Source organism: Corynebacterium sp. HMSC29G08, assembly GCF_001806875.1.
Lineage (GTDB): Bacteria > Actinomycetota > Actinomycetes > Mycobacteriales > Mycobacteriaceae > Corynebacterium.
The window spans coordinates 17,498-42,574 of the sequence record NZ_KV786260.1 but is presented as its reverse complement, the minus strand read 5'-3'; the positions used below and the strand labels follow the sequence as shown (position 1 = coordinate 42,574).

Sequence of the window (25,077 nt, the reverse complement as noted above, 5' to 3'; positions counted from 1 at the left end):
GAAACGTGCAACAAAAGATTTTCGACACTGCCACCAAAACGCTTCGAGATTTCGAGCCGCTAAAACCCGGCCACGTCTCCATGTACGTGTGCGGAGCCACCCCGCAATCCGCCCCACATATTGGGCATTTGCGCTCCAGCGTGGCGTTTGACATTGTGCGTCGCTGGTTTTTGGCCAACGAGTATGACGTGGCGTTTGTCCGCAACGTCACCGATATTGATGACAAGATTTTGACCAAAGCTGCAGACAACAACCGGCCTTGGTGGGAGTGGGTGTCCACCTATGAGCGCGAGTTCACCCGCGCTTACAACGCGCTTGGTGTCATGCCGCCAAGTACTGAGCCGCGCGCCACTGGGCACGTGACCCAGATGGTGGATTACATGCAGCGCCTGATTGACAAGGGCTTTGCCTACGCATCTCAAGGGTCGGTCTACTTCGACGTCAACGCGTGGGTCTCGGCTGGCGGAGACTACGGTTCGGTTTCCGGTAATAGGGTTGAGGATTTGAGGGGTGAGGGGGGCGTCGATAAGCAAAATGCCCTGGACTTCGCCTTGTGGAAAGCGGCCAAGCCGGGTGAGCCGCACTGGCCAACTCCCTGGGGTGACGGACGGCCGGGCTGGCACCTGGAGTGCTCGGCAATGTCCACCTGGTACCTGGGCCCAGAGTTTGACATTCACGGCGGCGGGCTTGACCTGCAGTTCCCGCACCACGAGAACGAGCAGGCACAGTCACACGCAGCGGGCGATGGCTTTGCCAACTTCTGGATGCACAACCACTGGGTGACCATGGCGGGCGAGAAAATGTCCAAGTCTTTAGGCAACGTGCTCTCCTTAGATGCCATGCCGGTGCGACCGGTGGAGCTGCGCTACTACCTGGGCTCCGCGCACTACCGCAGTGTACTGGAGTACTCGCCAGAAGCACTTCAAGAGGCGGCTGCGGGCTACAGGCGCATTGAGGAGTTTGTGAAGCGCGCCGGCTACCCTGAGCCGACAACCTGGACCGATGCGTTCGCAGCCGCGATGTGCGATGATTTCGCGGTACCGCGCGCGCTGGCAGAAATCCACAACACGGTGCGCGAAGGCAACAAGGCGAAAGACGCTGAGGCAGTCACTGCGGCTGCGGCACAAGTGCGCGCAATGTCGGCAGTGTTGGGCATTGACCCAGGCCAGTGGCGTGACAACGAGGCCGCTGACAGCACCAAGGCACTCGACGTGCTGGTCAGCGCAGAGCTTGAGAGGCGTGCCACGGCACGTGCAAATAAGGACTGGGCCGAGGCGGACGCAGTGCGTGACAGGCTGGCCGCGGCCGGCATCGAGGTCACGGACACCCCCGAGGGACCGAAATGGGAGATGAAGTAAATGGCGAAACCGTACGGCCGTCCCGATAAACAGAAGAAAAACAAGAAAGGCGCAACGAAAGGCTCTGGCGGGCAGATCCGCCGCGGGCTGCGCGGCAAGGGCGCTACGCCGAAGGCGGAGGACCGCGTGTACCACGCGGCACACAAGCGCAAGTTGGAGCAGCAGCGTCGCAACCAGGGTCGCCACGAAAAGGAGCAGGCTGACCTGGTTGTTGGCCGCAACCCAGTGGTGGAGTGTCTGCACGCCAAGGTGCCTGCAGAAGCACTCTATGTTGCGTTTGGCACCGGCCACGATGACCGCTTGAGCGAAGCCGTGACCTTGGCACACTCTCGTAACATCCCGGTGCATGAGGTGCCGCGCCAGCAGCTGGATGACATGACCGGCAACGGTATGCACCAGGGCGTGGGTTTGAAGATCCAGCCGTACAAGTACGCTGACGTCTTCAACCTGATCGCTGGTGTGAAGGAGCGTGGCGAGGTCGGCATGTTCGTCGTGCTGGACAACATCACAGACCCGCGCAACCTGGGTGCGGTGATTCGTTCAACCGCAGCGTTTGGTGGCCACGGTGTGGTGATCCCGGAGCGTCGCTCCGCACAGGTCACGGGTGTGGCGTGGCGTACCTCTGCCGGTACTGCGGCTCGCCTTCCGGTGGCGCGTGAGACGAACCTGACGCGCACCATCAAGCAGTTCAAGGACAACGGCTACATGGTCGTGGGCCTCGATGCCGGTGGGGAGCACACCTTGGATACTTTCGACGGTGGTACTGACCCGGTGGTCATTGTGGTTGGCAGTGAGGGCAAGGGGATTTCCCGCCTGGTACGTGAAAATTGTGACGTGATCATGTCCGTGCCGATGGCGCCGTGGGTGGAGTCCCTCAACGCTTCTGTTGCCGCGGGTGTTGTGCTCAGTGAGTTTGCGCGGCAGCGTCGAGGAAACGCGTAAGCAGCTGCGCCCCGGTCACTTTGTCGGTTCCTGGTCCGAGCCGGGGGTCTAGTTTCTTATCGACGGGCACGAGATGCCCCACCCCCGCCACCGACACCAGCCTCACCGGCTGGGCGCCTGGCGCATGCCAGGTATCTTGCGTGTAGCCGTCATGCTGCGTGTGGGTGTGCTGGGTTGTGGCGGCATCCGGGTCCGCACCGTTGTAGCGTGCCAGGCGCCTTGCGGAATCCATGGCGGACATTGTCGCCCCCGCGGTTGGCGTTGCCGATGCCAGCCATGCCGCCGTGGTACGGCACGAGCGGGTCCTCAGTGCCTTGGACAATCAGCAGCGGAGTGGGGGTGAAGGGGGTGGTAAGGGGGATGACGTTGGCGTCGATAGGCAAAGAGGCTCCGAAGAGCGCTGCCGCCTGGAAGCTGACCGGAGACTCCCACAAGAGCCTGAGCACCATCTGCCCGCCGTTGGAAAACCCGCAGGCGATAACCCGGTCGAAGCGGCTAGCCAGTGCGGTGAGAAAGCCCACATCATCGATGTTGTTGCGGCGGGCACGCTCCTGGAACCCAACCCGCAGATCGTTGAAATGATGGTGGTAGCCATCCGGGTAAATCACCGTGGTTCCAAGGCCCTCAAACTGGCGGTTTGTGAAGTTACGCACCACGGACGCCGACTGGCGTGAGCCGTGAAGAAACATGATCGCCGTGTCATGCTTGCCGTCGATCTGAATCCAAGTGCGTTCATGCCCGCCGTAGTCCATGGAGTGCCGCATGGGACGCGATACTATCGGCTGCATGCCGTCTCTTGCTTCACTGGCCGCAGAACTAGGCGTTTCACGCACCACAGTGTCCAACGCCTTCAACAACCCAGACCAGCTTTCAGAGGCGCTGCGCGAACGAATCCTAGCCGTCGCGAAAGCCCAAGGTTACGCAGGGCCGGACCCCATGGCCCGCTCCCTGCGTACGCAGAAAACCGGGGCTGTGGGGGTAGTGCTGACAGAAGAACTCAGCTTCGCCTTCGAAGACCGCGCCTCCGTTGATTTCCTGGCAGGGCTGTCGTCCATCAAGAACTACTCGCTGACGTTGATCCCCGAGTGCGCCAGTGTGCACGACGCGATTGTGGACGGCATCGTGGTCTACTCCGTCCCCGAAAACGACCCCCAGCTGCAGGAAGCCATCGCCCGTGGTCTGCCACTTGTTGTGTGTGATCAGCCGAAACAGATCGATGCCCCGTTTGTTGGCATTGATGACTACACGGCGATTCAGTCCGCGGCGCATGCGTTGAAGGCTGCCGGGCATACGCGTGTGGGCATTTTGGCTAAGCGCATGTTCTCCACACCGTTCAACGGGGAGGTTGCCGATGTATCTCTGGCAGACCTTCAAGTGCAGCGCGCCCGTGTCGAAGGTGCACGCGCGGTGCTGGGCAACGTTCCTGTGGTCACCCGTCATCTCAACGACATTGACTCGGCCGCTGACGGAGCCCGCGAACTGCTCACCCGCCACCCGGACCTCACCGCAGTGCTGTGTACCACGGACTCCATGGCACTTGGAGTGCTCGGCGCTTATGGCGACCGCGTTCCTCACGACCTCTCAGTCACCGGGTTCGATGGCATTGAGGCAGCAGAGCTTCGCAGCTTATCGACGGTCCACCAACCCAACCACCTCAAAGGCACCACAGCCGCCACCTTGCTCAGCGGTCTCCTTGCCGGACACACTGGCAGCCTTTCCACGGGTGCTTCCCGCGTGCTTCTTGATACCGAGTTCATCCCCGGCGCCACCATCGCACCCCCGCGCACGGACTGACCTACGGACTGACCCAGCGTTAGAGCTTGCGCAGGGTGATGATGGGGGTGTCCACCACGTCCGGGTCGACTTTCACTAGGGAGAGGCGGGAGTTGGGGTGGACGTTGACGTCGAAAAGCAAACCAGGTTCCAAAAGCGACGCAAGCTGCTCGTGCGTGTGGAGGCGGCCGCCGGTGCAATCAACGCCGCTACGGGGGCGCATGTCGACGCTGTCGATACTCACCTGCTCATCTTCTAGCGTGACCTGAGCAGTGACCAGTGCGCAAGGAGTTGTGCCGTGCACAGTGCTGCCGGATAGGGAGAAGTTGGCGGAGCCGTGGGCGTCCGCAGGCAGATCCCCGGGAACCGAAGGGTCGGTGTAAACCGCCGTGACCTGCCAGATGTCCTCCTTGGCGCCGCATGCGCTCAGCGTGAGCGCCGCGGCTGTCGCAAGAGCGTAAAGCGCACGCGCCATGACTACTCGGTGGTCGTCGTTTTCTTTGCAGCCTTCTTTGTCGTCTTTTTCGCCGCCTTCTTGACGGCCTTCTTGGTGGTTTTCTTGGTCGCCTTCTTTGCGGCCTTCTTGGCAGTTTTCTTCGTTGTCTTTTTCGCCGCCTTCTTGGCAGTCTTCTTGGTGGTCTTCTTGGCAGGCTGCGCTGCCGCTGCCTCTGCTGCTTCCGCTTCAATCTGCTCTGCGTAGCGCTTGTAAACAAAGCCCTTCGGCTCCACGCCAAGCATGGACATGAGCGTTACGCCGTCAAAAAAGTCCTCCGCGTAGGTGGCCACGATCCGACGTGTGCCTGCTGCGGTCTGCTCCTCCATCTCAAGAACAGCATCGGGTGCGGGCCGCGAGTCCGTGATCTTCGGTGGCACTAGGGATTCCTCCTTGGACGTTTACGAGATACTCCGGTCATGCTACCGAAGGTCATCCGCCCAACGCGCTTCAGTGCACGATATGGCAGATATGTTTGCGGTGCGCGCAGCCTGCGGGCGATCCATTCGCCGAAGACCACGCCGCCGGCCAAAGCCATGCAGGTAGCGATTGCCATGAAAATGTTAGTCAGGCCAACAACCATTTGCTCGTTCATTACCGCATACATGCCGCGGTAGATGCCGGAACCCGGCAAAAACGGGGTGACACCTGCAACGGCGGTGATCACAGGGCTGATCAGGTAGCGGCGTGCGATCAATCCGCCAGCGAGTCCGATGACGATTGCGCAGGCGGTGGTTGCAATGAACCGCCCAGTGCCAAGCGGCAGCAGGAACAGGTAGTACATCGCAGAACCTGCGCCGGCGGTGATGAATGACAAAAACACGGCAGGTTTTTCTGCGAAGCAGGTCACGGCAAACGCGCCGGCTGCTGTCGCGCCGCCGAGGATGCGCCACACTACGGAGTCCAAAGACGGCTTGCCCAGCATCGTTTCAATTGGCGGCAGGCTCACGCCCACCACATCAGAGACGTACAGTCCCATGGCCACGCCGGCAACGATGCCGCCTGTGAAAAGGACTGTTTGGAAGAAGCGGGCGGAGGCGGTGACGGGGGAGCCCGTTATGCCGTCGAGAAGCGACTGCACCAGCGTCAAACCAGCAAGCAACACCACGATCCCGGAGGCGATGACCTGGCTGGGCACGATGGTGCGGCCGATGTGCGCCGAGAAGTCATAAAACACCGCCGCCGGGATGGTGGCCAGGAAACCACCGATGACGCAGTGGAAGAAATACGGCAGCGAGTTTCTGGACAGGATTTTGTTGAACCCCATGATCAAAAACGCGGTGATACCGCCGATGAGCGACATCAGCCAGTCTCCACCAAGCAGAATGGAAACGGCGGCGCCCATGACAAACCAGCCCGCGAGGAAACGAGTGTTGCGGTACGGGATGGGGGAGCGATCAATGTCCTCCAGAATCTTTTCGGCCATCTCTGGTCGCGTCGCGCCGGCTCGGATGGAACGGATCAGCCGGTCTGCTTCCTGCAGCTTGTGGTAGTTCTCGCTCATCATGGTCACCACACGGAAGACGGTGACCGGGGTTCGCTTCTCCTTACCGACGATCACCGTATTCATCGTGATCGTATTCACCGTAATGTCCACGTGGCAGTAGTGAAGGCCATACGAGGAGGTCACGGTACGGATCTGGGCAATTGCGTCCGACGACGTCGTGCCGTTCGCAATCAAAATCTCGCCGATGCGCGCGGCGATAGTCATCACAGCAGCGACCTGCGTCGGGTCCGTCAGGACGACAGGAGCGAGCACGCTCGGCGGCGGAGAAGTTCGTGCAGCGTCAATTGTGGCCACGCGTTGCCGCGAGCCGCGCAGCATGTCCCACATTGATTTCACGCGTCAAACCCTAGCCGATGTACCACTTTTCGGTTTCGTTCTGTAGGCTGTCTCCCATTGCTGGAGTGGCGCAATCGGTAGCGCAACGGTCTTGTAAACCGTAGGTTGCGAGTTCAAGTCTCGTCTCCAGCTCCATTTCTTTTTTTGGGCGGGTTTGTTTGGGGGTTGGGTTTCTGCACTCTGATTCAACGTCGCGGAACTTCCCGTTGCACATGCAGTGAACGTTCAGGAAACGTACAGTCTGTAGGTGTTAGATACCTGTGAGATACACGTTTGAGCTGCCATCCAGCTGGCCATAAAGCTGGCCCTGAAGCTAGGACTTCGGCAGAAACAAAAAGGAGATGACCCCGCACATGGCTGAAAATCAGGCGGTAAAGGTGCTTGTTGTTGATGACGAGCCGAACATTGTTGAACTGTTGACCGTGTCCCTGAAATTTCAAGGTTTTGAGGTTGAAAGCGTGACGTCAGGCCAAGAGGCGCTTGAGTTGGCGCGTTCCTTTAAACCGGACGCCTACATCCTGGACGTCATGATGCCTGGGATGGATGGCTTTGAGTTGTTGACCGCCCTGCGCTCTGAGGGGTTGGATGCGCCGGTGCTGTTCCTTACCGCGAAGGATGCCGTGGAGGACCGTATCCACGGTCTGACCATTGGTGCAGACGACTATGTGACCAAGCCGTTCTCCTTGGAGGAGGTTATTACCCGGCTGCGTGTAATTCTGCGTCGCGGACACGTGATGGAGGACGAGAAGGGTGACGGCACCCTGCGCTACGCGGACCTGACGCTCAACGATGAGACTCATGAGGTAACCAAGGCGGGCAAGATCGTGGATCTTTCACCGACTGAGTTCAACCTGCTGCGCTACCTTATGCTGAACGCTGAGGTTGTGGTGTCCAAGGCGAAGATTTTGGACAACGTGTGGCATTACGACTTCGGTGGTGATGGCAATGTGGTGGAGTCGTATATTTCGTATTTGCGTCGCAAAGTGGACCAAGGCGAGCAGCAGCTGATCCACACGGTGCGTGGCGTCGGCTACGTGCTGCGCACCCCGCGCCAATAATGCTGTTTTTCAAGTCCTACGGCCAGAACACCCCACTGCAGAAGAAGCTGGTGACAGTGGTGGTGGCCGTGTCTTCGCTGGCGATGCTGCTCAGCTTTGTCACCGTCTACCTGCTGATGCGTTCGCTGCTGTACCAGCGTGCGGACGATCAGCTTGAAGACGGTTTGGATACCTGGGTGGGCCAAACCGCGTGGCTGCCGTCCTATGGTGCGCCGAGCGATTTCCACCAGGGGATGCTGTTTCCTGGATACACGCATTTGTGGGAGCCATCTTACAGTGCGACGCCGCCGGACTACACCCAGCTGCGCAGCTTCAACAATGGCCAAACCATCGGTTCCCAAGAGGGGGCAGATTTCAACCGCCAGTGGCGTGCCATGAAACGCCTAGAACCGGACGGGACTGTGAAGTTTGTGGCCAAGAAGTTGGACCAGGAACGCAGGACGCTGACAGCGCTTGCGATTGCAGAGTCCGCAATTGGTGCGCTGGCTACATTGGGCATTGTCTACGTAGGCCGCAGGCAAGTGGACCGGGCGCTGGAGCCGTTGAGGGTGGTGGAGTCCACCGCGCTGGCGATTGCGGCTGGCGAGCAGTCACGACGCGTGCCCCGTTGGTCGCGTGAGACTGAAGTGGGCAAACTTTCCTACGCGATGAACACCATGGTGTCGCAGCTGCAGGAATCCGTGAAGGAAGCAGAGGCGAAAGAGGAACAGATGCGCCGCTTCGTGGGCGATGCGTCGCATGAGCTTCGCACCCCGCTGACCAGCGTGCGCGGGTTTGCGGAGCTGTACAACAAGGGGATGGCGCCGGACGCGGACATGGTGATCCGCAAGATCGACGAGGAGTCTGCACGCATGCAGCTGCTGGTGGAGGACCTGTTGGCGCTCACCCGCGCCGAGGGTGCACGCTTAAACAAGCGTGAGGTGGACATGCTGGAGCTGACCGCCTCCGTGGCAAGCTCACTCGGCGCGGCGTTCCCTGACCGTGTGCTTCGCGTCAACCACGATTGCAGCCGCCCGCCTGTAGTAAACGGGGACCCGGACCGTCTCTACCAGGTGCTGACGAACCTGATCACCAACGCGTTTAAGCACGCCGGTCCCGACGCGGAAGTCACGGTGACGCTCAGGGAGTACCTGGACCGAGTGTCTATAGATATCGCAGACAACGGCATTGGCATGGATCCGAAGGATGCGGCGCACATCTTTGACCGCTTCTACCGTGCGGATACCTCGCGCACCCGCGGCACCGGCGGCGGCTCAGGGCTGGGCCTTGCTATTACCAAGTCGCTGATTGAGCAGCACGACGGCACCATCAGCGTGAAAACCGCACCGGGCGAAGGCTCAACGTTTACTATTTCGCTGCCAATGCCTGCCTAAGCGCTTCGGCAACCTCGTCCATCTTGGCCGGGTCCGTAGCGTCTGCGGCCATGACGTTTGCCAGGTTGTAGCCGCTCATGTCATTGGCAGGGAAGACGTGGATGTGGGTGTGGGGGACTTCAAAGCCTGCGATGAGGTATCCGGCACGCTCGCTGCCGCACACGTCGAGGACGGCCTGGCCGACCTTCTGCGCGACGTCGTTAAGGTGAGCCCAAACTTCGGGGGAGAGGTCGGTCCACTTATCCACCTCCTCAACTGGTACGACCAGCGTGTGGCCGTACGCAATCGGCTCGATGGTGAGGAACGCGACAACGGTCTCATCGCGGTACACAAAGCGGCCGGGAATCTCGCCGGCGATGATCTTGCTGAATACGGTGCTCATGGTTGCCCAAGCTACCTGTAAATTTGTCTGTATGCGCATCCTTGTCATCGGTTCGGGCGGCCGTGAACACGCCCTGCTTGCAGGTTTAGCCAAAGACTCTTCCGTTGAACTCACCGTCGCGCCGGGTAACGCCGGGATGGCGTCTTTAGCTACGGTTCGTGACGTTGACGTGAAAAACCCTGAGGCCATTGTGGCGTTGGCGAAAGAGATCAGCGCTGAATTGGTGGTTATCGGGCCAGAGATCCCGCTTGTTGCCGGGGCGGTAGACGCCTTGGTGGCGGCAGGAATTCCTGCGTTTGGGCCCTCGAAGCAGGCTGCTCAGCTTGAGGGTTCGAAGGCGTTTGCAAAGGACGTCATGGCGGCAGCTGGTGTGCGTACTGCCAAGGCGCGTCGTGTGACGGCGGAGGATGAGATTGGTGTCGCGCTGGATGTGTTTGGCGCGCCGTATGTGGTCAAGGACGACGGTCTTGCCGGCGGTAAGGGCGTTGTGGTGACCCATGATCGCGATGAGGCGAAAGCGCACGCGCAGGCGGTGATCGCGGCGGGTAACCCGGTATTGATGGAGTCCTTCCTGGACGGCCCGGAGGTCAGCCTGTTCTGTCTGGTTGATGGTGAGACTGTTGTGCCGCTTCTGCCTGCGCAGGACCACAAGCGTGCGTATGACAACGATGAGGGTCCGAACACGGGCGGAATGGGCGCGTACTGTCCGCTGCCGTGGTTGCCGGAAGGTGGGGTTGAGCGCATTGTTGAGGAGGTTGCCAAGCCGGTTGCGGCCGAGATGGTCAAGCGTGGCATCCCGTACAGCGGTTTGCTCTATGTGGGGGCGGCGTGGGGTGCCGGGGGCCCGTCGGTAGTGGAGTTCAATGCTCGCTTTGGTGATCCGGAGACCCAGCCGGTGCTCAGCATGCTGGAAACCCCGCTTTTGGAGCCGCTTTGGGCAGTTGCTTGTGGACGCTTGCGTGAACTCCCACCCCTGCAATGGAAGCCCGGCTACGCCGCCACGGTGGTGTTGGCCGCCGAGGGCTACCCGGCGCAGCCGAAAACTGGCGGCGTGATCACGGGTCAGCGCCTGGATGATCCAACCCGCGTGCTGCACGCAGGTACCGGCAAGGATGCTGATGGCCAGCTGGTGGCCACGGGGGGCCGCGTGCTCAACGCTTTGGGCCAGGGCGAGACGCTTGAGGCCGCGGTTGCAAACGCCTACGAGGTGATTGAAGCGATAAACCTGGATGGTGCGCATTACCGTCGTGACATTGCCCGCCCTGCTATTGATGGAAGGATCACCCTAAAGTGAGTGCCGTGAAACCGAATAACGCCAATGTTTTGAGTAACCGCTACGCTTCGCCGGAAATGGCGACGCTGTGGGCGCCTGAGCACAAGATCATTCTGGAGCGCCAGCTGTGGATTGCTGTGCTGCGTGCACAGGAGGCTTTGGGTGTGGAGGTTGCCAAGGGTGCAATCGAGGCGTATGAGCGTGTGATTGACCAGGTGGACTTGGACTCCATCGCGGCTCGTGAGAAGATCACCCGCCATGATGTGAAGGCGCGTATTGAGGAGTTTAACGCGCTGGCTGGTTTCGAGGAGATCCATAAGGGGATGACCTCGCGCGACCTGACGGAAAACGTCGAGCAGCTGCAGCTGTACCGCTCGCTGGAGCTGACCCGCGACAAGGCGGTGGCGCTGCTGAAGGCAGTGGGCAACCGTGCGGGCGAGTACAAGTCTTTGGTTATGGCTGGCCGTTCCCACAATGTGGCGGCGCAGGCCACCACGTTGGGCAAGCGTTTTGCGTCCGCTGCGGATGAGATCTTGGTGGCTATTGAGCGCATCGAGGAGCTTCTGGGCCGCTATGCGCTGCGTGGCATCAAGGGTCCGATGGGTACTGCCCAGGACATGCTGGATCTTTTGGGTGGCGACGAGGCGAAGCTTGCCCAGCTTGAGCAGGGTATTGCTGCGGGCCTGGGCTTTGAGCGCGTCTTTGACTCGGTGGGGCAGGTATACCCGCGCTCCTTGGACTTTGATGTGGTTTCTGCGTTGGTGCAGTTGGGTGCTGGCCCGTCGAGCTTGGCAACTACGATCCGCCTGATGGCCGGCAACGAGACGGTCACGGAGGGTTTTAAGGAAGGCCAGGTTGGTTCTTCTGCGATGCCGCACAAGATGAACGCCCGTTCTTGCGAGCGTGTGGGCGGTTTCCAGGTGATTCTGCGCGGTTACCTCACGATGGTGGCTGATTTGGCTGGCCAGCAGTGGAATGAAGGTGACGTGTTTTGCTCCGTGGTGCGTCGCGTGGCGCTGCCGGATGCGTTCTTTGCCATCGACGGCCAGCTGGAGACCATGCTCACCGTGCTGGATGAGTTTGGTGCGTTTCCGGCCATGATTGGCCGTGAGCTGGACCGTTACCTGCCGTTTTTGGCTACCACCCGTATTCTCATGGCCAGTGTTCGCGCGGGTGTTGGCCGGGAGACTGCTCACGAGGTAATCAAGGAAAACGCGGTTGCCATGGCGTTGGATATGCGTGAGCGTGGTGCGGAGCAGAACCTGGTGGAGCGTCTTGCGCGGGATGAGCGTCTGCCGCTGACTCAGGAGGATCTGGAGGCGGCGCTGGCGGATCGTCACGCGTTTATTGGTGCGGCGGAGTCTCAGGTGGATCGCGTGTTGGCGCGCATCCAGCAGGTTGTGGACGCCCACCCAGAGGCCGCCCAGTATCGCCCGGGCGACATCCTCTAGCTGGGGCAGTTACTCCCAGGTCACCGTCTGTGTCTGCGTGCGCAGGCGGATCCCGGTCGCTGCGGTGCCGTAGAGGCCGTCCCAGCTGGCTACATAGAACTCAAACGGGGTGCCCACCTTAAGCTCGCCGGTGTAGCCATGGGGTGGGGTTTCGGGGCCGCAGATGGAGGCGTCGTCGAGGTAGTTGGCTGCTAAGTCACCTGCCGCGGCGGTGAACTTCGGCACTGCCACCGTGACGTCCACCGGGTACTCACCGATCTCCTCAGGTGTCATGGTCACCGCAAAGCACAACACTTCCGGGAATGTGGGGGTTGCGGCTTTGAGCTTTGGCTTATCGACGTCCACGCTCCACACCACCGGCACCCCATACCGCACATCTCGCGTCACCACCTTGGCGCTTTGGCCAAATGATCGAGTTTGGGTTTTCGTCTCCGTCACCGCAATGGATTCGGTGTATGGGGGAGGGGGTGTGCAGGAGGTGAACGTGAGCGTCGTAAAGCAAAAGGCTCCAACCGTCCACCTGCGCAATCTCATGAGCGGGAGCCTACCACCGTGAAAACCTGCCCAAGGGCATACACTGTGACGCATGCCTGCAGATCTTTCTGATTACAAGCATATTTCTGGCGGCAAAGTACGCGAGATTTATGAAGTAGATGACCAAACGCTGCTGATGGTGGCGTCTGACCGCATTTCGGCCTTCGATTTTTCCCTGGAGCCGGCGATCCCAGACAAAGGGCGCATCCTCACGGCAACGTCGATGTTCTTCTTTGACTTGCTCGAAGGCGTGCCGAACCACCTGGTCGGCGGCGTGGAAGACCCGCGCATCCCGGAGAGTGTGCTGGGGCGCGCCATGGTGGTCAAAAAACTGGAGATGGTGCCGTTTGAGTGTGTGGCGCGCGGCTTCCTCACCGGATCCAGCAAGAAGGAATATGACGCTCGCGGCAAGGTCTGCGGCGTTTCCCTGCCGGAGGGCCTAGTTGAGGCGTCGAAGCTGCCGGAGCCGATTTTCACCCCCGCGACGAAGGCGGAGCAGGGCGACCACGATGAGAACGTCACCTTCGAGTACATGGCTAACAAGCTGGGTGTGGAGCTTGCAGAGAAACTTCGCGATCTCACCTTGCACGTCTACACCACCGCCGCCGAGCATGCGGCGGAACACGGCATCATTCTGGCGGACACCAAGCTGGAGTTTGGCCTGGACGCTGACGGCACGATTGTCTTGGCGGACGAAGTGCTGACCCCGGACTCCTCTCGCTACTGGCCCGCTGACTCGTACGAAGTGGGCAAGGTGCAGCCGAGCTTTGACAAGCAGTACGTGCGCAACTGGCTGACCGGCCCGAAGGCGGATTGGGACCCGGCCAGCGGTGTGCAGCCGCCGGAGCTGCCGGGCTCTGTGGTGGAGGCGACCAGGGATCGCTACATTGAGGCCTACGAGCGCCTCAGTGGGAAACGCTTCGCCGACTGGCCGGGGGCGTAAATGGTCAACTCCCAGACACAGCCGCAACCGCCTCATGCGAAGAAGCAGCCGTACACCCGCACTTTCCACGGCCGTGAGTTTGTAGATAACTACGAGTGGCTGCGTGAGAAAGAAACCCCTGAGGTCATTGCGCACTTGGAGGCGGAAAACTCCTACACGGAGGCCATGACCGCTAACTTGGCTCCGCTGACTGAGAAGGTCTATGAGGAGATCAAGTCGCGGGTGAAGGAAACGGACATGTCGGTGCCGCGTCGCCAAGGCAACTGGTGGTACTACGGCCGCACGGTGGAGGGCAAAAGCTACGGCATTTCTTGCAGGGTGCCGGTTGAAGGCGACCCGTGGACCCCGCCCGAGGTCACCGACGACATGCCTGGCGAGCAGGTGCTGCTGGACAGCAACGAGCTTGCACAAGGCCATGAGTTTTTCGCGCTTGGTGCATCCTCGGTGTCTACCAGCGGCAGGTTTTTGGCGTACTCCGTGGACACGGTGGGAGATGAGCGGTTCACGCTGCGTATCAAAAACCTTGACACCGGCGAGCTGTTAGAAGACCAGCTGGAGAACGTGTTTTACGGCGCGACCTGGGCAGGTGAAGACTACCTGTTCTACATCCGTGCGGATGAGGCGTGGCGTCCGTACCAGGTGTGGCGCCACCAGGTGGGCAGCTCCGGAGAAGACGTGCTGGTCTACCAGGAAGACGACGAGCGTTTTGCTGTCGGCGTGGGTGCAGACCGCGCGGAGCGCTACCTGTTTATTGTCGCGTCTTCCTCGTTGACCACGGAGTATCGCGTGGTGCCGGTGGCAGATCCGACCGCCGTCCCGCAGGTGTTGTGGCCGCGCGAATCCGGTGTTGAGTACCACGTGAACTTCGCCGAAATCGCGGGCCAGGAGCATTGGGTGGTGACCCACAATGCGCACGGACCGAACTTTTGCGTGGCACTAGTTCCCACAGGGGAGCTTCCCAAGCTTGCCGACGCTCACGTGATCACCCCACACCGCGACACCATCCGCATCGAAGGCGTGGATACCTACCGCGATTTCGCGTTCATGGAATACCGCCGCGGCGGCATCTCACGCCTGGCCGTGGCGCCGCTGGGGGAGACGTTCGGCGAGTTCAAGGAGCTTGAATTTTCTGAGGAGCTCTACACCGTGGGCCTGTCCGGTAACCCGGAGTGGGACGCACCCGTGGTGCGTGTGGTCTACACCTCGTACACGCAGCCTTCGCAGCTTCTGGACTACGAGGTAGACACCGGCACATTCACCCTGCTTAAAGAGCAGGAGATTGAGGGCGGCTACAACGCGGATGAGTATGAGGCGTTTCGCGTGTGGGCGCAGGCTCCGGATGGGGCGGAGGTGCCGGTGTCGGTGGTGCGTCGTAAAGCAGCAAGCTCTGAAGCCGCCCCACTGTTGCTGTACGGCTACGGCTCCTACGAAGCCTCCATGGACCCCGGGTTCTCCATCGCGCGACTGAGTCTGTTGGACCGCGGCATGATCTGGGCGTGCGCGCACGTGCGCGGCGGCGGCGAAATGGGACGTCAGTGGTACGACAACGGCAAGATGCTGCACAAGACCAACACGTTCACGGATTTCATTGCGTGCGCGGACAAGATGGTTGAGCTGGGGCTGACCACGCATGAGCAGATGGTGGCTGAGGGCGGTTCCGCAGGCGGCCTGCTCATGGGCGCGGTGGCGAACCTGGCCCCGGAGAAATTTGCGGGCATCCAGGCGATCGTGCCGTTCGTGGACCCGCTGACATCCATCTTGAAGCCGGAGCTGCCGCTGACGGTTGGGGAGTGGGAGGAGTGGGGCGACCCGTACCACGACCCTGAGGTGTACGACTACATGGCGACGTACGCGCCATACGAGAACATCCGCGACGTGGAGTACCCGCCAATTCTTGCAGTGACCAGTCTTAACGACACCCGCGTGCTGTACGTCGAGCCCGCCAAGTGGGTAGCCAAACTGCGCGAGATTGGCCGTGGTGGCCCATTCCTACTGAAAACGGAGATGTCCGCCGGCCACGGTGGCGTGTCCGGGCGCTACGCAAAGTGGAAGCAAACCGCATTCGAGTACGCGTGGACGCTAGTGACCGCGGGTGCGGTGGATGCGGCTGATCTGGCTGTGCGAGACTAGTGCCTATGTCTGGCCGTCTGCTTGTTTCCGTCTCTTCGATTTTCGACGAAACACTCGACGGCGTCCGCACCCTCGTCGATGCTCTCGACCGTGCGGACATCCCCGTCTCCCTGCTGATCGCCCCGCATATCGACGCCAAATGGCACCTCGCCAAAGACACCACCACCCGCGCCTGGCTTCAACGCCAGGTGGACACCCGTGCGGTACTGCTCAATGGGTTCGATCAGGCGGTGCAAGGCAGGCGCGCGGAGTTTGCCACGTTGCCTGGCCATGAGGCGCGGCTGCGTCTCAAAGGAGCAACACGGCAGATGGAATCCCTGGGCTTTGCCTTTGACATGTTTGCGCCCCCGCGCTGGCAGATGTCCGAGGGCACACTCGCAGTGCTGCCGGACTTTGGCTTTGACCTGGCTGCATCTACTGCCGGTATCCACCAGCTGCGCACCGGCGAGTTCACGCAGTGCCGCAACCTGTCCGTGGGCGAGGGTTTTGGCGCGGCGAAGTGGTGGCGCCGCAACATCATGAAAGCCGCGGTGCGTGGCGCGGAGCGCGGCAACACGATCAGGTTGTCAGTTTCGGGTCGTGAGTTGGGGGAGAAGAAGGTTTGCCGCGATTTTGTGGCCGCCGCTCGTGCGGCCGTGAGCGCCGGCAGCGTGCCTGCGGATTACCGCGCGTACCTGTAGCGCGGGCTAGCGCGGACTGCCGTGCGTTACTGTGCGTTACTGTGCGTTACTGTGCGTTACTGTGCTTTGATTCGTGAGTCCTTCACCCGCGCAATAACCCGGCACACCAAGTAGATGCCAAACGAGATAAACGCCACGAACACACTCACCGGCACACCCGGGGCAAGGGAAAGCACCATGCCTCCAACCGCGGCAGCCTCGGCAAACAGGATGGACAGCCACACCGCACGCACTGGGTTGGCAGTGACTTGGGCGGCGGCTGCGCCTGGCGTGATCAGCAGCGACATAACCAGCAGAGCGCCTACAATCTGCACCGACTGCGCTGAGGCGATACCCACCAGCACTGCGAACATAAGCGCCATCGTGCGCACGTGCACGCCGGAGGCGGCAGCCATTTCTGGGTCAGCAGATGCAAACAACAACGGCCGCCACAGCGCCGCCACAGCGACGACGATCAGCGCCGTGGTCCCTGCCAGCAGCCACAAGTCTTGGCCGGTCACACCAACAATCTGGCCAGTAAGTAGCGCAAGCGCGCGGTTGGCGTTGCCGGGGTAGAGGTGGATAAACAACACGGATAAGCCCATGCCGAAACTCATGACCACACCCACAGCCGAGTCTTGCTGCCCTTTCAGCCCCAGGGCGGCCAGCACCAGTGCCGCGACGATCGCCCCCACAATCGCACCCGCCCCCACGTTGATGCCCACCAGCAGCGCGGCAGACGCACCCATCAGAGCCAGCTCACTGGTGGCGTGTACTGAAAAGGACATCTGGCGCAGCACAATCAGCGGCGCCATCACACCAGAGAGCACCCCCAGCAGGGCACACGCAATCAGGGTTGCTTGGACAAAGTCGAGTTGCAGCAGCTCTAACGTGGTCACAGGACCACCAGCTTCCCGCCGACCTCGGCAACGTCGACGTGGGTGCCGTAGAGCTCGCTAAGCACTGAGGAGCGCATGACCTCGTCCACCTCACCAATCACATGGCCCTCAGGTCCGAGGTACAGGACGCGATCGACCACACCCAACACCGGGTTAATCGAGTGGGTTACGCACACCACAGCGGCGCCGGATTCGATAAACCTGTCTACGGCTTCCCGTTGTTTGGAGGGGTCGAGGGAGAGCAGGGGTTCGTCGGCAAGCAAAAGCTCCGGATCTTGCGCAAACGCCTGGGCCTGACGAATCAGCTGCTGCTGGCCGCCCGAAAGCGTGCCCACGCGCTGATCCGCAAACGGTGTGGCACCGACGCGGTCAAGCAACGCATCAACCCGCGCACGATCAGCACGAGCCCGGTGATTGACCGCAAGCGAGACCAAATCGCGTCCACGCATGGGTAAATCACGCGGAAACATCCGCTGCTGCGGAATCAACCCCACTCGGCCATTGGTCTCTACCGAGCCATGTGTGAGCTTGCGCGTGCCCAAAATCGTGCCCAGCAGCGTGGATTTGCCCACGCCATTAGGCCCGAGCACCGCGAGGAACTCACCACGGTCAAGCTCAAAATCCAGGCCGTGCCACAATGGGGCGACGGCAGCGTCAGTGAATCGAAGGATCACGGAAAAGCAGCTTAATTGTTGAAACGCGGAAGCTCCGTGTCCGGGCGAGGCTCAGCCGCATTCACGATCGCCTCAATCTCATCAACTACCTGGTCAAAGTAGTCCAGGAAGTTCATGCCCTCCGGCGGGGTCTCGCGTATCTCAACAATCGGCAGGTTGTTGTCCTTCGCAGCCTGCGCCAGGCGATCCGTAGCGCTGTTGGTGCTCTGCGGGTTGACCACAAGGAAGTCGAGGAAGCCACTCTCAATCAGCGCGAGGGTCTCCGCGACGGCGGAAGCGGACGGCTCTACCTCATTAAGCGTTGCCAAAAGGTAGGACTCCGGGGTGATGTCGTGCAGCTCAGTGCCCCAGATCAGCGGCGCGGCAATCGGCTCGGTCATAGCCAGGTGGACGTGCTTGAAGGAGTCTAGACGCTGCTGGAGCGCGTCCATGCGGGCGACGACGTCGTCCGCGGAGCTGCCCGTGCGGTCCGCTACCTGCGTTGCCACGTCCTTGACCTTGCTGGTGGCAAACCAGACGTGCTCGAGTTCATCCATGGACTCCGGGATGGAGTCGATCCAGCCGTGCTCGTGGTCGTGGCCCTCGTGGTCGTGGCCGTCGTGCTCATGCTCGTGCTCGTGTCCCTCGTGTGCGTGCGGCGGCACTGCGAAGATCACACGATCTTGTTCGGCAACCTTGTAAATTTCCTGGTCGTAGTGGCCGCCGTTGGCAACCACAAGGTTCGCAGCCTTGACGCGTGCAAGGTCTTTTGCTGCGGGTTCGAAGTGGTGGGGGTCGATGGAAGCGTCGTTAATAATGGCCTCAACCTCGTTGCCCGTCACCGCGGCAGCCACATCGGCCCACACGTTGGTGGTGGCAATGATGTCTGCTGCGTTATCACTTTGGCTTTCAGAGGAGCAGCTGCTTACCGACGCCCCAACCAACGCCACCGCCGCCACAACCGCAAAACTGGGGAACTTTTTCGTTTTGTACATGCGAGCGATTAAACCACTACTGAAAACGGGTTTCAATTGAGGGGTGGCATTGCGGGTGCTTGAGCTGGGGTGCGGGTACACCATTTTGCGTTGCGCCAGCATGCTGCCAAACCGGGAATATCTGCGATTGCCACAACTGCAGCCGCCGTTACCGCGAGGCCGCCAGCGAGCTGGAGAGCCTGCTTGCTGATCGGAAGCGGGTCGATAGTGCTGCTGGTCTGATCCTTCACCGGTGTCAGCGCCGGGATATCCATGGTGGCAGCCAGTCCCAGCGGGATCAGAGCAAGCAGCGCTGATTGGTATCTTTGCTCGGATTCGTCGGAGTGATGCCGTCCTTGCCGTCCTTGCCGTTCTGAATCTCGGCCTTGACAATGTAGCGGGCCTTCGGCTTGACGTTCACCACAACCTCAACGGTGTCGGTGCTGCCATCCGGGTAGGTCACGGTGATCACACCAGGCTGATTATCGCCAGCGTTGTTGGTGTCCACCGTCGCGGTCCACTCGAAGGTCGTTCCCTCGGGCAGTTGGGTGGTGTTGGTGAGGGCGGATGGGGCGTCGGTAAGCAACTTGCCCTGTGCAACCGTGACTGCCTCGACTGCCTTGCCAAAGCCAACCTTCACCGGGTCGTGGTCGGAGGAGCGGAACGTGTTGCCGTCGCCGAAGAAATTATGGACGTTGTAAAGGCGACGGGAGTACTCAAACACGTCCGACTCATCGCCGTTGATGTTCCAGACCGCAGAATCCTGGATCAGCTTCTGCGCCGCCTCGTTGGCAAGGATGTGGTCAACCGACCCCAACTGGCCGCTGAACTGGTACGACGCCTGGTCAAAGTCACGCTCGGACTCCACGATGCTGAAGCCACCTTGCTCAACGACGCCGATGGCGTCCTGCTTGGAGTATGTGTTGAAGTCTCCAACCAAGAACGTCGGTAGCTCAGCCCACTTGGACTGCTGGACACGCAGGCGCGCGTTGTTGCCGTGACCGTCACCGGTGTCTTTGTCGCCCTTGGCAACGGAACCCTTGGACTTGAAGTGGTTTACTACAGCCACGAAGTTGTCATCTTCATCGTTGCCGAGGGTCCGGCTCCACCTTCGCTGGCTGGTAGATGAATGCGACGCGAATGACGTCCTCGTCAGAGCCGAGTTTCTGCAGCGCCTCATCGCGCTTCGACACATCGCCGGTCGCGCTGTAGGTGTTTTCAATCTCAGACAGCCCGAGTACGTCAGTGTCCAGTTTGTTAATCGCAGAAACGATCTTCGCCTGCTGGTCCCGGAACGCTTGCTGGGGAAACGCGCCTCGGACGTTGCAGCGGTTCGTCGCGACTGGGTCGCCGTGAATATCGTTGTGCGTCGTGCAGCCCGTCTCGTTTTCGCCCAGGCTGCTGAAGTAGTTCAACACGTTGAAAAAGCCGATGGAGTAGTCGCCTTTAACGTGGTCCGGCACGTTGTACGGCGTCTGGCGCGAATCCTCCCACGCAATCGGCAGCTCCTTCGCCGCGGTTTTGCCGGTGATCGGCTGCAGCGGGTGGAAGCGCCATTTGTCAAAGGAGGAATCCGCAACATCATCGGTCTGGAAGTAGTCGTGGGTGCGGACGTCGTCAAGCGTGACAAGCTCCAAATCCTGCTGCTGCAAGGTGGCTGCAGGCGCACCCAGTGCCTCAAGGGCCTCGCTGAGCTCTTCGATTGCAGAGGCCGTGCGTTGGGTCTGCTTGAAATACTCACTGACTTTGCCGGTCACGCGTATCGACGCCCTCCGCAGTCACCGTTCGACCCTCCAGCGGGGAGGCGGCGCCTGTGGGTTCTCCGACCTGCGGGCGCTGGACAGACACGGAGTTTTTCGTCGTGGGTGTAGGTCGCGCCGGAGTTGCCGCCGCCGTAGACCTCGTTCATAACAACGTTGGAGCCGTCCGGAGCTGCAAGAGCAGTTAGCGTGACGACGGTTACGATACCTGCTGCCATGTTCAGTTGTGCGAAGACGTCTTTGTGCTGTTCAACGTATGTTCGAGGGGTGTGTGTTGGTGTCGGATATACTGGTGCGCGTCCTTGTAAGAAAGGCGTTTAAGGCGTCCAACCTCCCTCAACACGAAGGATTCTCATGGCACGAGTCGTCGTCAATGTCATGCCCAAGACTGAAATTTTGGACCCGCAGGGCCAAGCAGTGCTGCGCGCACTGGGCCGCATCGGGGTGGAGGGCGTCACTGACGTCCGCCAGGGCAAGCGGTTCGAAATCGAGGTAGATGATTCCGTAACTGATGAACAGCTTCGCCACATGGCTGAAACCCTGCTGACCAACACTGTGATCGAGGACTTCGAGGTTGTGCGATGAGCGCAACTATCGGAGTCATTACTTTTCCCGGCACACTGGATGACGTAGATGCCCTGCGTGCAGTCCGTCTTGCCGGCGCAACCCCGAAGCAGCTGTGGCATGCGGATGATTCGCTCGACGGTATTGATGCAGTCGTCGTCCCCGGCGGATTCTCCTACGGTGACTACCTGCGCACCGGCGCGATTGCTGCGCAGGCGCCGATGATGCAGGCTGTGATCGACGCTGCGAAGCGTGGCATGCCGGTGCTGGGTATTTGCAACGGTTTCCAGATTCTCACCGAGGCTGGCCTGCTGCCGGGCGCACTGACCCGCAACCAGGGCCTGAACTTCCACTGCGTTGACACCTACCTTGAGGTGGCAAACGCCGATACAGCTTGGACCAGTAAGTTCGAGCAGGGGGACAAGATCCTCGTTCCCGCCAAGCATGGTGAGGGCCGCTTCCAGGCGCAGCCGGAAACCATCGAGGCGCTGGAGAAGGAGGGCCGCGTGGTTTTCCGCTACACCGATAACTTCAACGGCTCGATCAACGCGATCGCGGGCGTGACCAATGAGACCGGCCGCGTCGTCGGACTCATGCCGCACCCGGAGCACGCTATCGAAGCCCTCACCGGCCCTTCCACTGACGGGCTGGGACTGTTCCATTCCGCCATCGACGCGATTTCGAAGATTGGAGCGTAAGACGCTGTGACTGTGGTGAACGATACCGTCGATAATGCAAAAGCAACCCCGGAAATTGAGCAGCCATACGCTGAGCTGGGGTTGAAGGACGATGAGTACCAGAAGATCAAGGAGATCCTGGGCCGCAGACCGACGGATGCGGAGCTGACCGTTTACTCCGTGATGTGGTCTGAGCACTGCTCGTACAAGTCCTCCAAGGTGCACCTGCGCTACTTCGGCGAGACCATGACGGAGGAAATGGCCTCCAAGATCCTCGCCGGCATTGGTGAAAACGCTGGTGTGGTGGACATCGGTGGCGGTGATGCGGTGACCTTCCGCGTGGAAAGCCACAACCACCCCTCCTTTGTGGAGCCATACCAGGGTGCCGCAACGGGCATCGGTGGCATTGTGCGCGACATTATGGCCATGGGTGCACGCCCGATTGCCGTGATGGATCAGCTGCGCTTCGGCGCGATTGATGCAGATGACACCAAGCGCGTGTTGCCGGGCGTGGTGCACGGCATTGGCGGCTACGGCAACTGCCTGGGCTTGCCCAACATTGGTGGCGAGACCGTGTTTGACCCGGCATACGCCGGCAACCCGCTGGTCAACGCCCTGTGTGTGGGCACGCTGAAGGTGGAAGACCTCCACCTGGCATTCGCCTCCGGCACCGGCAACAAGGTGATCCTGTTCGGCTCTCGCACCGGCCTTGACGGCATTGGCGGCGTGTCCGTGCTTGGCTCCGCCACGTTTGAGCAGGGCGAGGAGCGCAAGCTGCCTGCCGTCCAGGTGGGCGACCCGTTTGCAGAGAAGGTGCTCATCGAGTGCTGCTTGGAGCTCTACCAGGCCGGCGTTGTTGTGGGCATCCAGGACTTGGGCGGCGGCGGCCTGTCGTGCGCTACCTCCGAGCTTGCTGCTGCCGGTGACGGCGGTATGCGCGTGGACCTGGACGCAGTCCCGCTGCGCGCAGAGAACATGACCGCCGCAGAGATCCTCGCCTCTGAGTCGCAGGAGCGCATGTGTGCTGTTGTGGCCCCGGAGAATGTGGACCGCTTCATGGAGATCTGTGCGAAGTGGGAGGTTGGCGCAGCCGTCATCGGTGAGGTGACGGATGAGACTGACCGCCTGGCTGTCTACCACCAGGGTGAGCTGGTGATGGATGCACCGCCGTCAACGATTGATGCGGGCCCAGTCTATGAGCGTCCGTACGCACGCCCGGAGTGGCTGGATGGCGTCCAGGCAAAGACCGAGGTAACCAAGTCCGATGACCTGGTGGGCACCTGGAAGCAGATGGTTGCATCGCCTGCGCTGTGCTCGCGTGACTTCATCACGCAACAGTACGACCGCTACGTGCGCGGCAACACCGTGCAGGCCAAGCACGCCAACGCTGGTGTGCTGCGCATCAACGAGGAGTCCGGCCGCGGCGTGGCCATCTCCGCGGATGCTTCCGGCCGGTACACCTACCTGGACCCGAACATGGGCGCACGCTTGGCATTGGCAGAGGCATTCCGCAACGTTGCCGTCACCGGCGCGACCCCGGTTGCCGTGACCAACTGCCTGAACTTCGGCTCCCCGGAAAATCCGGATGTGATGTGGCAGTTCGCTGAGGCAGTGCATGGTCTTGCCGACGGCGCACGTGAACTCTCCGTCCCAGTTTCCGGCGGCAACGTGTCTTTCTACAACCAGACGGGCGGCACCCCGATTCTGCCGACCCCGGTGGTTGGCGTGCTCGGCGTGATCGAAAACGTGGAAAACTCCATCCCGCACGCCTTGCCTGCCGGTGCTGAAGAGCATGTGCTTGTGCTTTTGGGCGAGACTCGCGATGAGTTCGGCGGCTCCGTCTGGCAGGACATCTCCGGCCAGGGCCTTGCCGGCCTGCCCCCGCAAGTGGATCTGGCCAATGAAGAGCGTCTGGCGCAGTTCTTTGGTGGTGTTGAAGGTATTTCCGCAGCCCACGACCTGTCCGAGGGTGGCCTGTCCCAGGCGGTCTTCGAGCTGTTGCTCGCCTCCGGCCTGGGCGCAGACCTCAACCTGGAGGCTGTGCACGAGGATGCGTTTACCGCACTGTTTTCCGAGTCCGCGTCCCGCGTACTCGTTGCCGTGTCCCGCGACCGCGTTGATGCAGCACTTGAGCGCGCCAGCGCTGTGGGGGTGTCGGCTGTGGTGGTTGGCGAGACGTCGGCAAGCGGCAAGCTCTCCTTCGGTAACCAGGAAGTCGCAGTGGACGAGCTGGCTGAAGCTTGGGCCGCGACCCTGCCGCAGCACTTCGGCCACAGTGTGGCGCCGAACGCTGCGGTCTAAACCGGGAAGCTAGTCCACGCGCTGGGTGGCCTTTGGCATCTCCACCAAAGGCACCGGCTCGTACTGGCCGCGCAGATCCTTCAAGGTCTGCGTGTGCTCCCATAGCTGCTTGTCCTCCGCCGTTACCGGGGTGAACTGGCGGGCAGGCAGCGGGGTGCCGTCGATGTCCGTGGCCAGGTAGGTCACGGACGCATGGATGGCTTCCTCGAGATTCTCGCGCCCGCCCCGCGGGTCGCCGGAACGCACGTGGATTGAGGTGTGCAGCGAACGGTTATCTGTACGCGTTAGGCGAGCCTCAACCTCAATCAGATCCCCGATGTGGATCGGGCGGTAGAAACGAATGCCGCCCGCATACACGGCAACGGTGCGTTCGCCCGACCATTCCATGGTGCAAGCTATCCCCGCCTCATCTATCCACTCCATAGCTGTGCCGCCGTGGACGTTGCCGCCCCAGTTCACGTCCGTTGGCTTAGCCAGGAAACGGTGCACTACCCGCGGCGCGGTGGAGTCTTTGGTGTAGGTTTGCTCGCTCATCTCTGTTTCGATGGCCTTGCGCAGGTCAATGCGGCTCAGCGCTGCCCGCTCCACGCGGCGTTCCTCATCGGTGGATGGCACAAAGGCAGGAACCGGGGTGGGTTTGCCGGTCTCGGTGTCTTTAGCTACGAAAATGACTAGGCAGTCGCAGGCGCGCGTGAAGATGCCCTGGCGAGGATCCGCCGATAGTACCTCATTGACAATGTGCATGGAAGAACGTCCGGTCATGGCCACGCGTGAGCGGACTTCCACAATATGGCCGGAAGGAATCGGGCGGGTGAAGTGGATGTGCCCAACGTAGGCGGTCACGCAGTAGGTGGATGACCACTGGGCGGCGCACGCGTAGGCGGCTTTATCAATCCATTCCAGGACACGTCCGCCGTTGACGCCTTGGGCGCCGGCGTGCAGCACGTCTGTTGGTGCGGCCATAAAGCGCAGCGTGATGGAGGGGGACTTTTCAGTGGCTACGGGTGTTTCGGACTTGCTTCCAGACATAGCAACAC

At 61.1% G+C, this 25,077-nt stretch carries 26 protein-coding genes and 1 tRNA gene; 14 read left to right on the top strand and 13 right to left on the bottom strand.

Going from position 1 to position 25,077, the window contains the following annotated elements:
* The first annotated feature begins 5 nt into the window (after window positions 1-5).
* Both cysS and rlmB read left to right on the top strand, forming a co-directional pair.
* Window positions 6-1,358, top strand: a complete 1,353-nt coding sequence (gene cysS, locus HMPREF3101_RS08025) for a cysteine--tRNA ligase (RefSeq protein WP_070464215.1) — start codon at window positions 6-8, stop codon at window positions 1,356-1,358.
* On the top strand, window positions 1,359-2,300 hold the full coding sequence (rlmB, locus tag HMPREF3101_RS08020; protein ID WP_070464213.1) for a 23S rRNA (guanosine(2251)-2'-O)-methyltransferase RlmB: 942 nt from the start codon (window positions 1,359-1,361) through the stop codon (window positions 2,298-2,300).
* A 149-nt stretch (window positions 2,301-2,449) separates the two neighbouring features.
* Here rlmB and HMPREF3101_RS08015 read toward each other — a convergent pair whose 3' ends face one another.
* The gene (locus tag HMPREF3101_RS08015; protein ID WP_246816703.1) at window positions 2,450-3,064 is read right to left on the bottom strand and encodes an alpha/beta hydrolase family protein; all 615 of its coding nucleotides are present in this window, start codon (window positions 3,062-3,064) and stop codon (window positions 2,450-2,452) included.
* Between the two features lie 22 nt (window positions 3,065-3,086).
* Between HMPREF3101_RS08015 and HMPREF3101_RS08010 the strand changes: the two genes are divergently transcribed.
* Window positions 3,087-4,094, top strand: coding sequence for a LacI family DNA-binding transcriptional regulator (locus HMPREF3101_RS08010; protein ID WP_246816702.1), 1,008 nt, complete (start codon window positions 3,087-3,089; stop codon window positions 4,092-4,094).
* 19 nt (window positions 4,095-4,113) lie between these two features.
* Here the strand turns inward: HMPREF3101_RS08010 and HMPREF3101_RS08005 are convergent, their stop codons facing one another.
* The 3 genes from HMPREF3101_RS08005 to HMPREF3101_RS07995 are packed head-to-tail and all read right to left on the bottom strand — an operon-like array spanning window position 4,114 to window position 6,400.
* Complete coding sequence (locus HMPREF3101_RS08005) at window positions 4,114-4,548, bottom strand: hypothetical protein (RefSeq protein ID WP_070464209.1); 435 nt, start codon at window positions 4,546-4,548, stop codon at window positions 4,114-4,116.
* A gap of 2 nt (window positions 4,549-4,550) precedes the next feature.
* Window positions 4,551-4,946: a histone gene (locus HMPREF3101_RS12145; protein ID WP_070464207.1), complete on the bottom strand. Its 396-nt coding sequence runs from the start codon at window positions 4,944-4,946 to the stop codon at window positions 4,551-4,553.
* On the bottom strand, window positions 4,946-6,400 hold the full coding sequence (locus HMPREF3101_RS07995) for a threonine/serine exporter ThrE (protein ID WP_083280164.1): 1,455 nt from the start codon (window positions 6,398-6,400) through the stop codon (window positions 4,946-4,948). Before HMPREF3101_RS07995 ends, HMPREF3101_RS12145 begins: the two co-directional genes overlap by 1 nt.
* A gap of 68 nt (window positions 6,401-6,468) precedes the next feature.
* Between HMPREF3101_RS07995 and HMPREF3101_RS07990 the strand changes: the two genes are divergently transcribed.
* The 3 genes from HMPREF3101_RS07990 to HMPREF3101_RS07980 all read left to right on the top strand — a co-directional run bounded on the left by HMPREF3101_RS07990 (window position 6,469) and on the right by HMPREF3101_RS07980 (window position 8,840).
* Window positions 6,469-6,544, top strand: a tRNA-Thr gene (locus HMPREF3101_RS07990).
* A 218-nt stretch (window positions 6,545-6,762) separates the two neighbouring features.
* The gene (locus HMPREF3101_RS07985) at window positions 6,763-7,467 is read left to right on the top strand and encodes a response regulator transcription factor (protein WP_070464205.1); all 705 of its coding nucleotides are present in this window, start codon (window positions 6,763-6,765) and stop codon (window positions 7,465-7,467) included.
* Complete coding sequence (locus HMPREF3101_RS07980) at window positions 7,467-8,840, top strand: sensor histidine kinase (protein ID WP_070464203.1); 1,374 nt, start codon at window positions 7,467-7,469, stop codon at window positions 8,838-8,840. The genes HMPREF3101_RS07985 and HMPREF3101_RS07980 overlap by 1 nt, the downstream gene beginning before the upstream one ends.
* Here HMPREF3101_RS07980 and HMPREF3101_RS07975 read toward each other — a convergent pair.
* Window positions 8,815-9,222, bottom strand: a complete 408-nt coding sequence (locus HMPREF3101_RS07975) for an HIT family protein (protein WP_070464201.1) — start codon at window positions 9,220-9,222, stop codon at window positions 8,815-8,817. The genes HMPREF3101_RS07980 and HMPREF3101_RS07975 overlap by 26 nt on opposite strands.
* A gap of 31 nt (window positions 9,223-9,253) precedes the next feature.
* Between HMPREF3101_RS07975 and purD the strand changes: the two genes are divergently transcribed.
* Together purD and purB are read left to right on the top strand one after the other, a co-directional pair.
* Window positions 9,254-10,516, top strand: a complete 1,263-nt coding sequence (gene purD, locus HMPREF3101_RS07970) for a phosphoribosylamine--glycine ligase (protein WP_070464199.1) — start codon at window positions 9,254-9,256, stop codon at window positions 10,514-10,516.
* The gene (purB, locus tag HMPREF3101_RS07965) at window positions 10,513-11,946 is read left to right on the top strand and encodes an adenylosuccinate lyase (protein ID WP_256365751.1); all 1,434 of its coding nucleotides are present in this window, start codon (window positions 10,513-10,515) and stop codon (window positions 11,944-11,946) included. The genes purD and purB overlap by 4 nt, the downstream gene beginning before the upstream one ends.
* 9 nt (window positions 11,947-11,955) lie before the next feature.
* Here the strand turns inward: purB and HMPREF3101_RS07960 are convergent, their stop codons facing one another.
* Window positions 11,956-12,480 carry a hypothetical protein gene (locus HMPREF3101_RS07960; RefSeq protein ID WP_141737400.1) on the bottom strand — a complete coding sequence of 175 codons (525 nt, stop codon included), beginning with the start codon at window positions 12,478-12,480 and terminating at the stop codon, window positions 11,956-11,958.
* 52 nt (window positions 12,481-12,532) lie between these two features.
* On the opposite strand from HMPREF3101_RS07960, the gene HMPREF3101_RS07955 reads away from it, so the two are divergent.
* The 3 genes from HMPREF3101_RS07955 to HMPREF3101_RS07945 are packed head-to-tail and all read left to right on the top strand — an operon-like array spanning window position 12,533 to window position 16,233.
* Window positions 12,533-13,423 carry a phosphoribosylaminoimidazolesuccinocarboxamide synthase gene (locus HMPREF3101_RS07955; protein ID WP_070464196.1) on the top strand — a complete coding sequence of 297 codons (891 nt, stop codon included), beginning with the start codon at window positions 12,533-12,535 and terminating at the stop codon, window positions 13,421-13,423.
* Window positions 13,424-15,553, top strand: a complete 2,130-nt coding sequence (locus tag HMPREF3101_RS07950; protein WP_070464194.1) for a S9 family peptidase — start codon at window positions 13,424-13,426, stop codon at window positions 15,551-15,553.
* A 5-nt stretch (window positions 15,554-15,558) separates the two neighbouring features.
* A complete protein-coding gene (locus tag HMPREF3101_RS07945) occupies window positions 15,559-16,233 on the top strand; it encodes a DUF2334 domain-containing protein (protein WP_070464192.1) in 675 nt (224 codons plus the stop codon).
* Between the two features lie 56 nt (window positions 16,234-16,289).
* On the opposite strand, the gene HMPREF3101_RS07940 is transcribed toward HMPREF3101_RS07945, so the two are convergent.
* The 6 genes from HMPREF3101_RS07940 to HMPREF3101_RS11910 all read right to left on the bottom strand — a co-directional run bounded on the left by HMPREF3101_RS07940 (window position 16,290) and on the right by HMPREF3101_RS11910 (window position 20,716).
* The gene (locus tag HMPREF3101_RS07940) at window positions 16,290-17,111 is read right to left on the bottom strand and encodes a metal ABC transporter permease (RefSeq protein ID WP_070464190.1); all 822 of its coding nucleotides are present in this window, start codon (window positions 17,109-17,111) and stop codon (window positions 16,290-16,292) included.
* Complete coding sequence (locus tag HMPREF3101_RS07935; protein WP_070464188.1) at window positions 17,108-17,785, bottom strand: metal ABC transporter ATP-binding protein; 678 nt, start codon at window positions 17,783-17,785, stop codon at window positions 17,108-17,110. Before HMPREF3101_RS07935 ends, HMPREF3101_RS07940 begins: the two co-directional genes overlap by 4 nt.
* Before the next feature lie 11 nt (window positions 17,786-17,796).
* Window positions 17,797-18,759, bottom strand: a complete 963-nt coding sequence (locus tag HMPREF3101_RS07930) for a metal ABC transporter solute-binding protein, Zn/Mn family (RefSeq protein WP_070464187.1) — start codon at window positions 18,757-18,759, stop codon at window positions 17,797-17,799.
* Window positions 18,760-19,036: 277 nt separating this feature from the next.
* Complete coding sequence (locus HMPREF3101_RS07925; protein ID WP_070464185.1) at window positions 19,037-19,807, bottom strand: Rib/alpha-like domain-containing protein; 771 nt, start codon at window positions 19,805-19,807, stop codon at window positions 19,037-19,039.
* 13 nt (window positions 19,808-19,820) lie between these two features.
* Window positions 19,821-20,495 carry a hypothetical protein gene (locus HMPREF3101_RS07920; protein ID WP_070464183.1) on the bottom strand — a complete coding sequence of 225 codons (675 nt, stop codon included), beginning with the start codon at window positions 20,493-20,495 and terminating at the stop codon, window positions 19,821-19,823.
* On the bottom strand, window positions 20,492-20,716 hold the full coding sequence (locus HMPREF3101_RS11910; protein ID WP_141737399.1) for a hypothetical protein: 225 nt from the start codon (window positions 20,714-20,716) through the stop codon (window positions 20,492-20,494). Before HMPREF3101_RS11910 ends, HMPREF3101_RS07920 begins: the two co-directional genes overlap by 4 nt.
* Window positions 20,717-20,852: 136 nt before the next feature.
* Between HMPREF3101_RS11910 and purS the strand changes: the two genes are divergently transcribed.
* From purS to purL, 3 genes are read left to right on the top strand one after another with little or no spacing between them, the layout of a single operon-like run.
* Entirely contained in the window at window positions 20,853-21,083 is a 231-nt protein-coding gene (gene purS / locus HMPREF3101_RS07915) for a phosphoribosylformylglycinamidine synthase subunit PurS (protein WP_070464181.1), read from the top strand.
* The gene (gene purQ, locus HMPREF3101_RS07910) at window positions 21,080-21,760 is read left to right on the top strand and encodes a phosphoribosylformylglycinamidine synthase subunit PurQ (protein WP_052206206.1); all 681 of its coding nucleotides are present in this window, start codon (window positions 21,080-21,082) and stop codon (window positions 21,758-21,760) included. The genes purS and purQ overlap by 4 nt, the downstream gene beginning before the upstream one ends.
* 6 nt (window positions 21,761-21,766) lie before the next feature.
* Entirely contained in the window at window positions 21,767-24,040 is a 2,274-nt protein-coding gene (purL, locus tag HMPREF3101_RS07905) for a phosphoribosylformylglycinamidine synthase subunit PurL (RefSeq protein ID WP_070464179.1), read from the top strand.
* 9 nt (window positions 24,041-24,049) lie between these two features.
* Here the strand turns inward: purL and HMPREF3101_RS07900 are convergent, their stop codons facing one another.
* Entirely contained in the window at window positions 24,050-25,069 is a 1,020-nt protein-coding gene (locus tag HMPREF3101_RS07900; RefSeq protein ID WP_070464177.1) for an acyl-CoA thioesterase, read from the bottom strand.
* Window positions 25,070-25,077 lie beyond the last annotated feature (8 nt).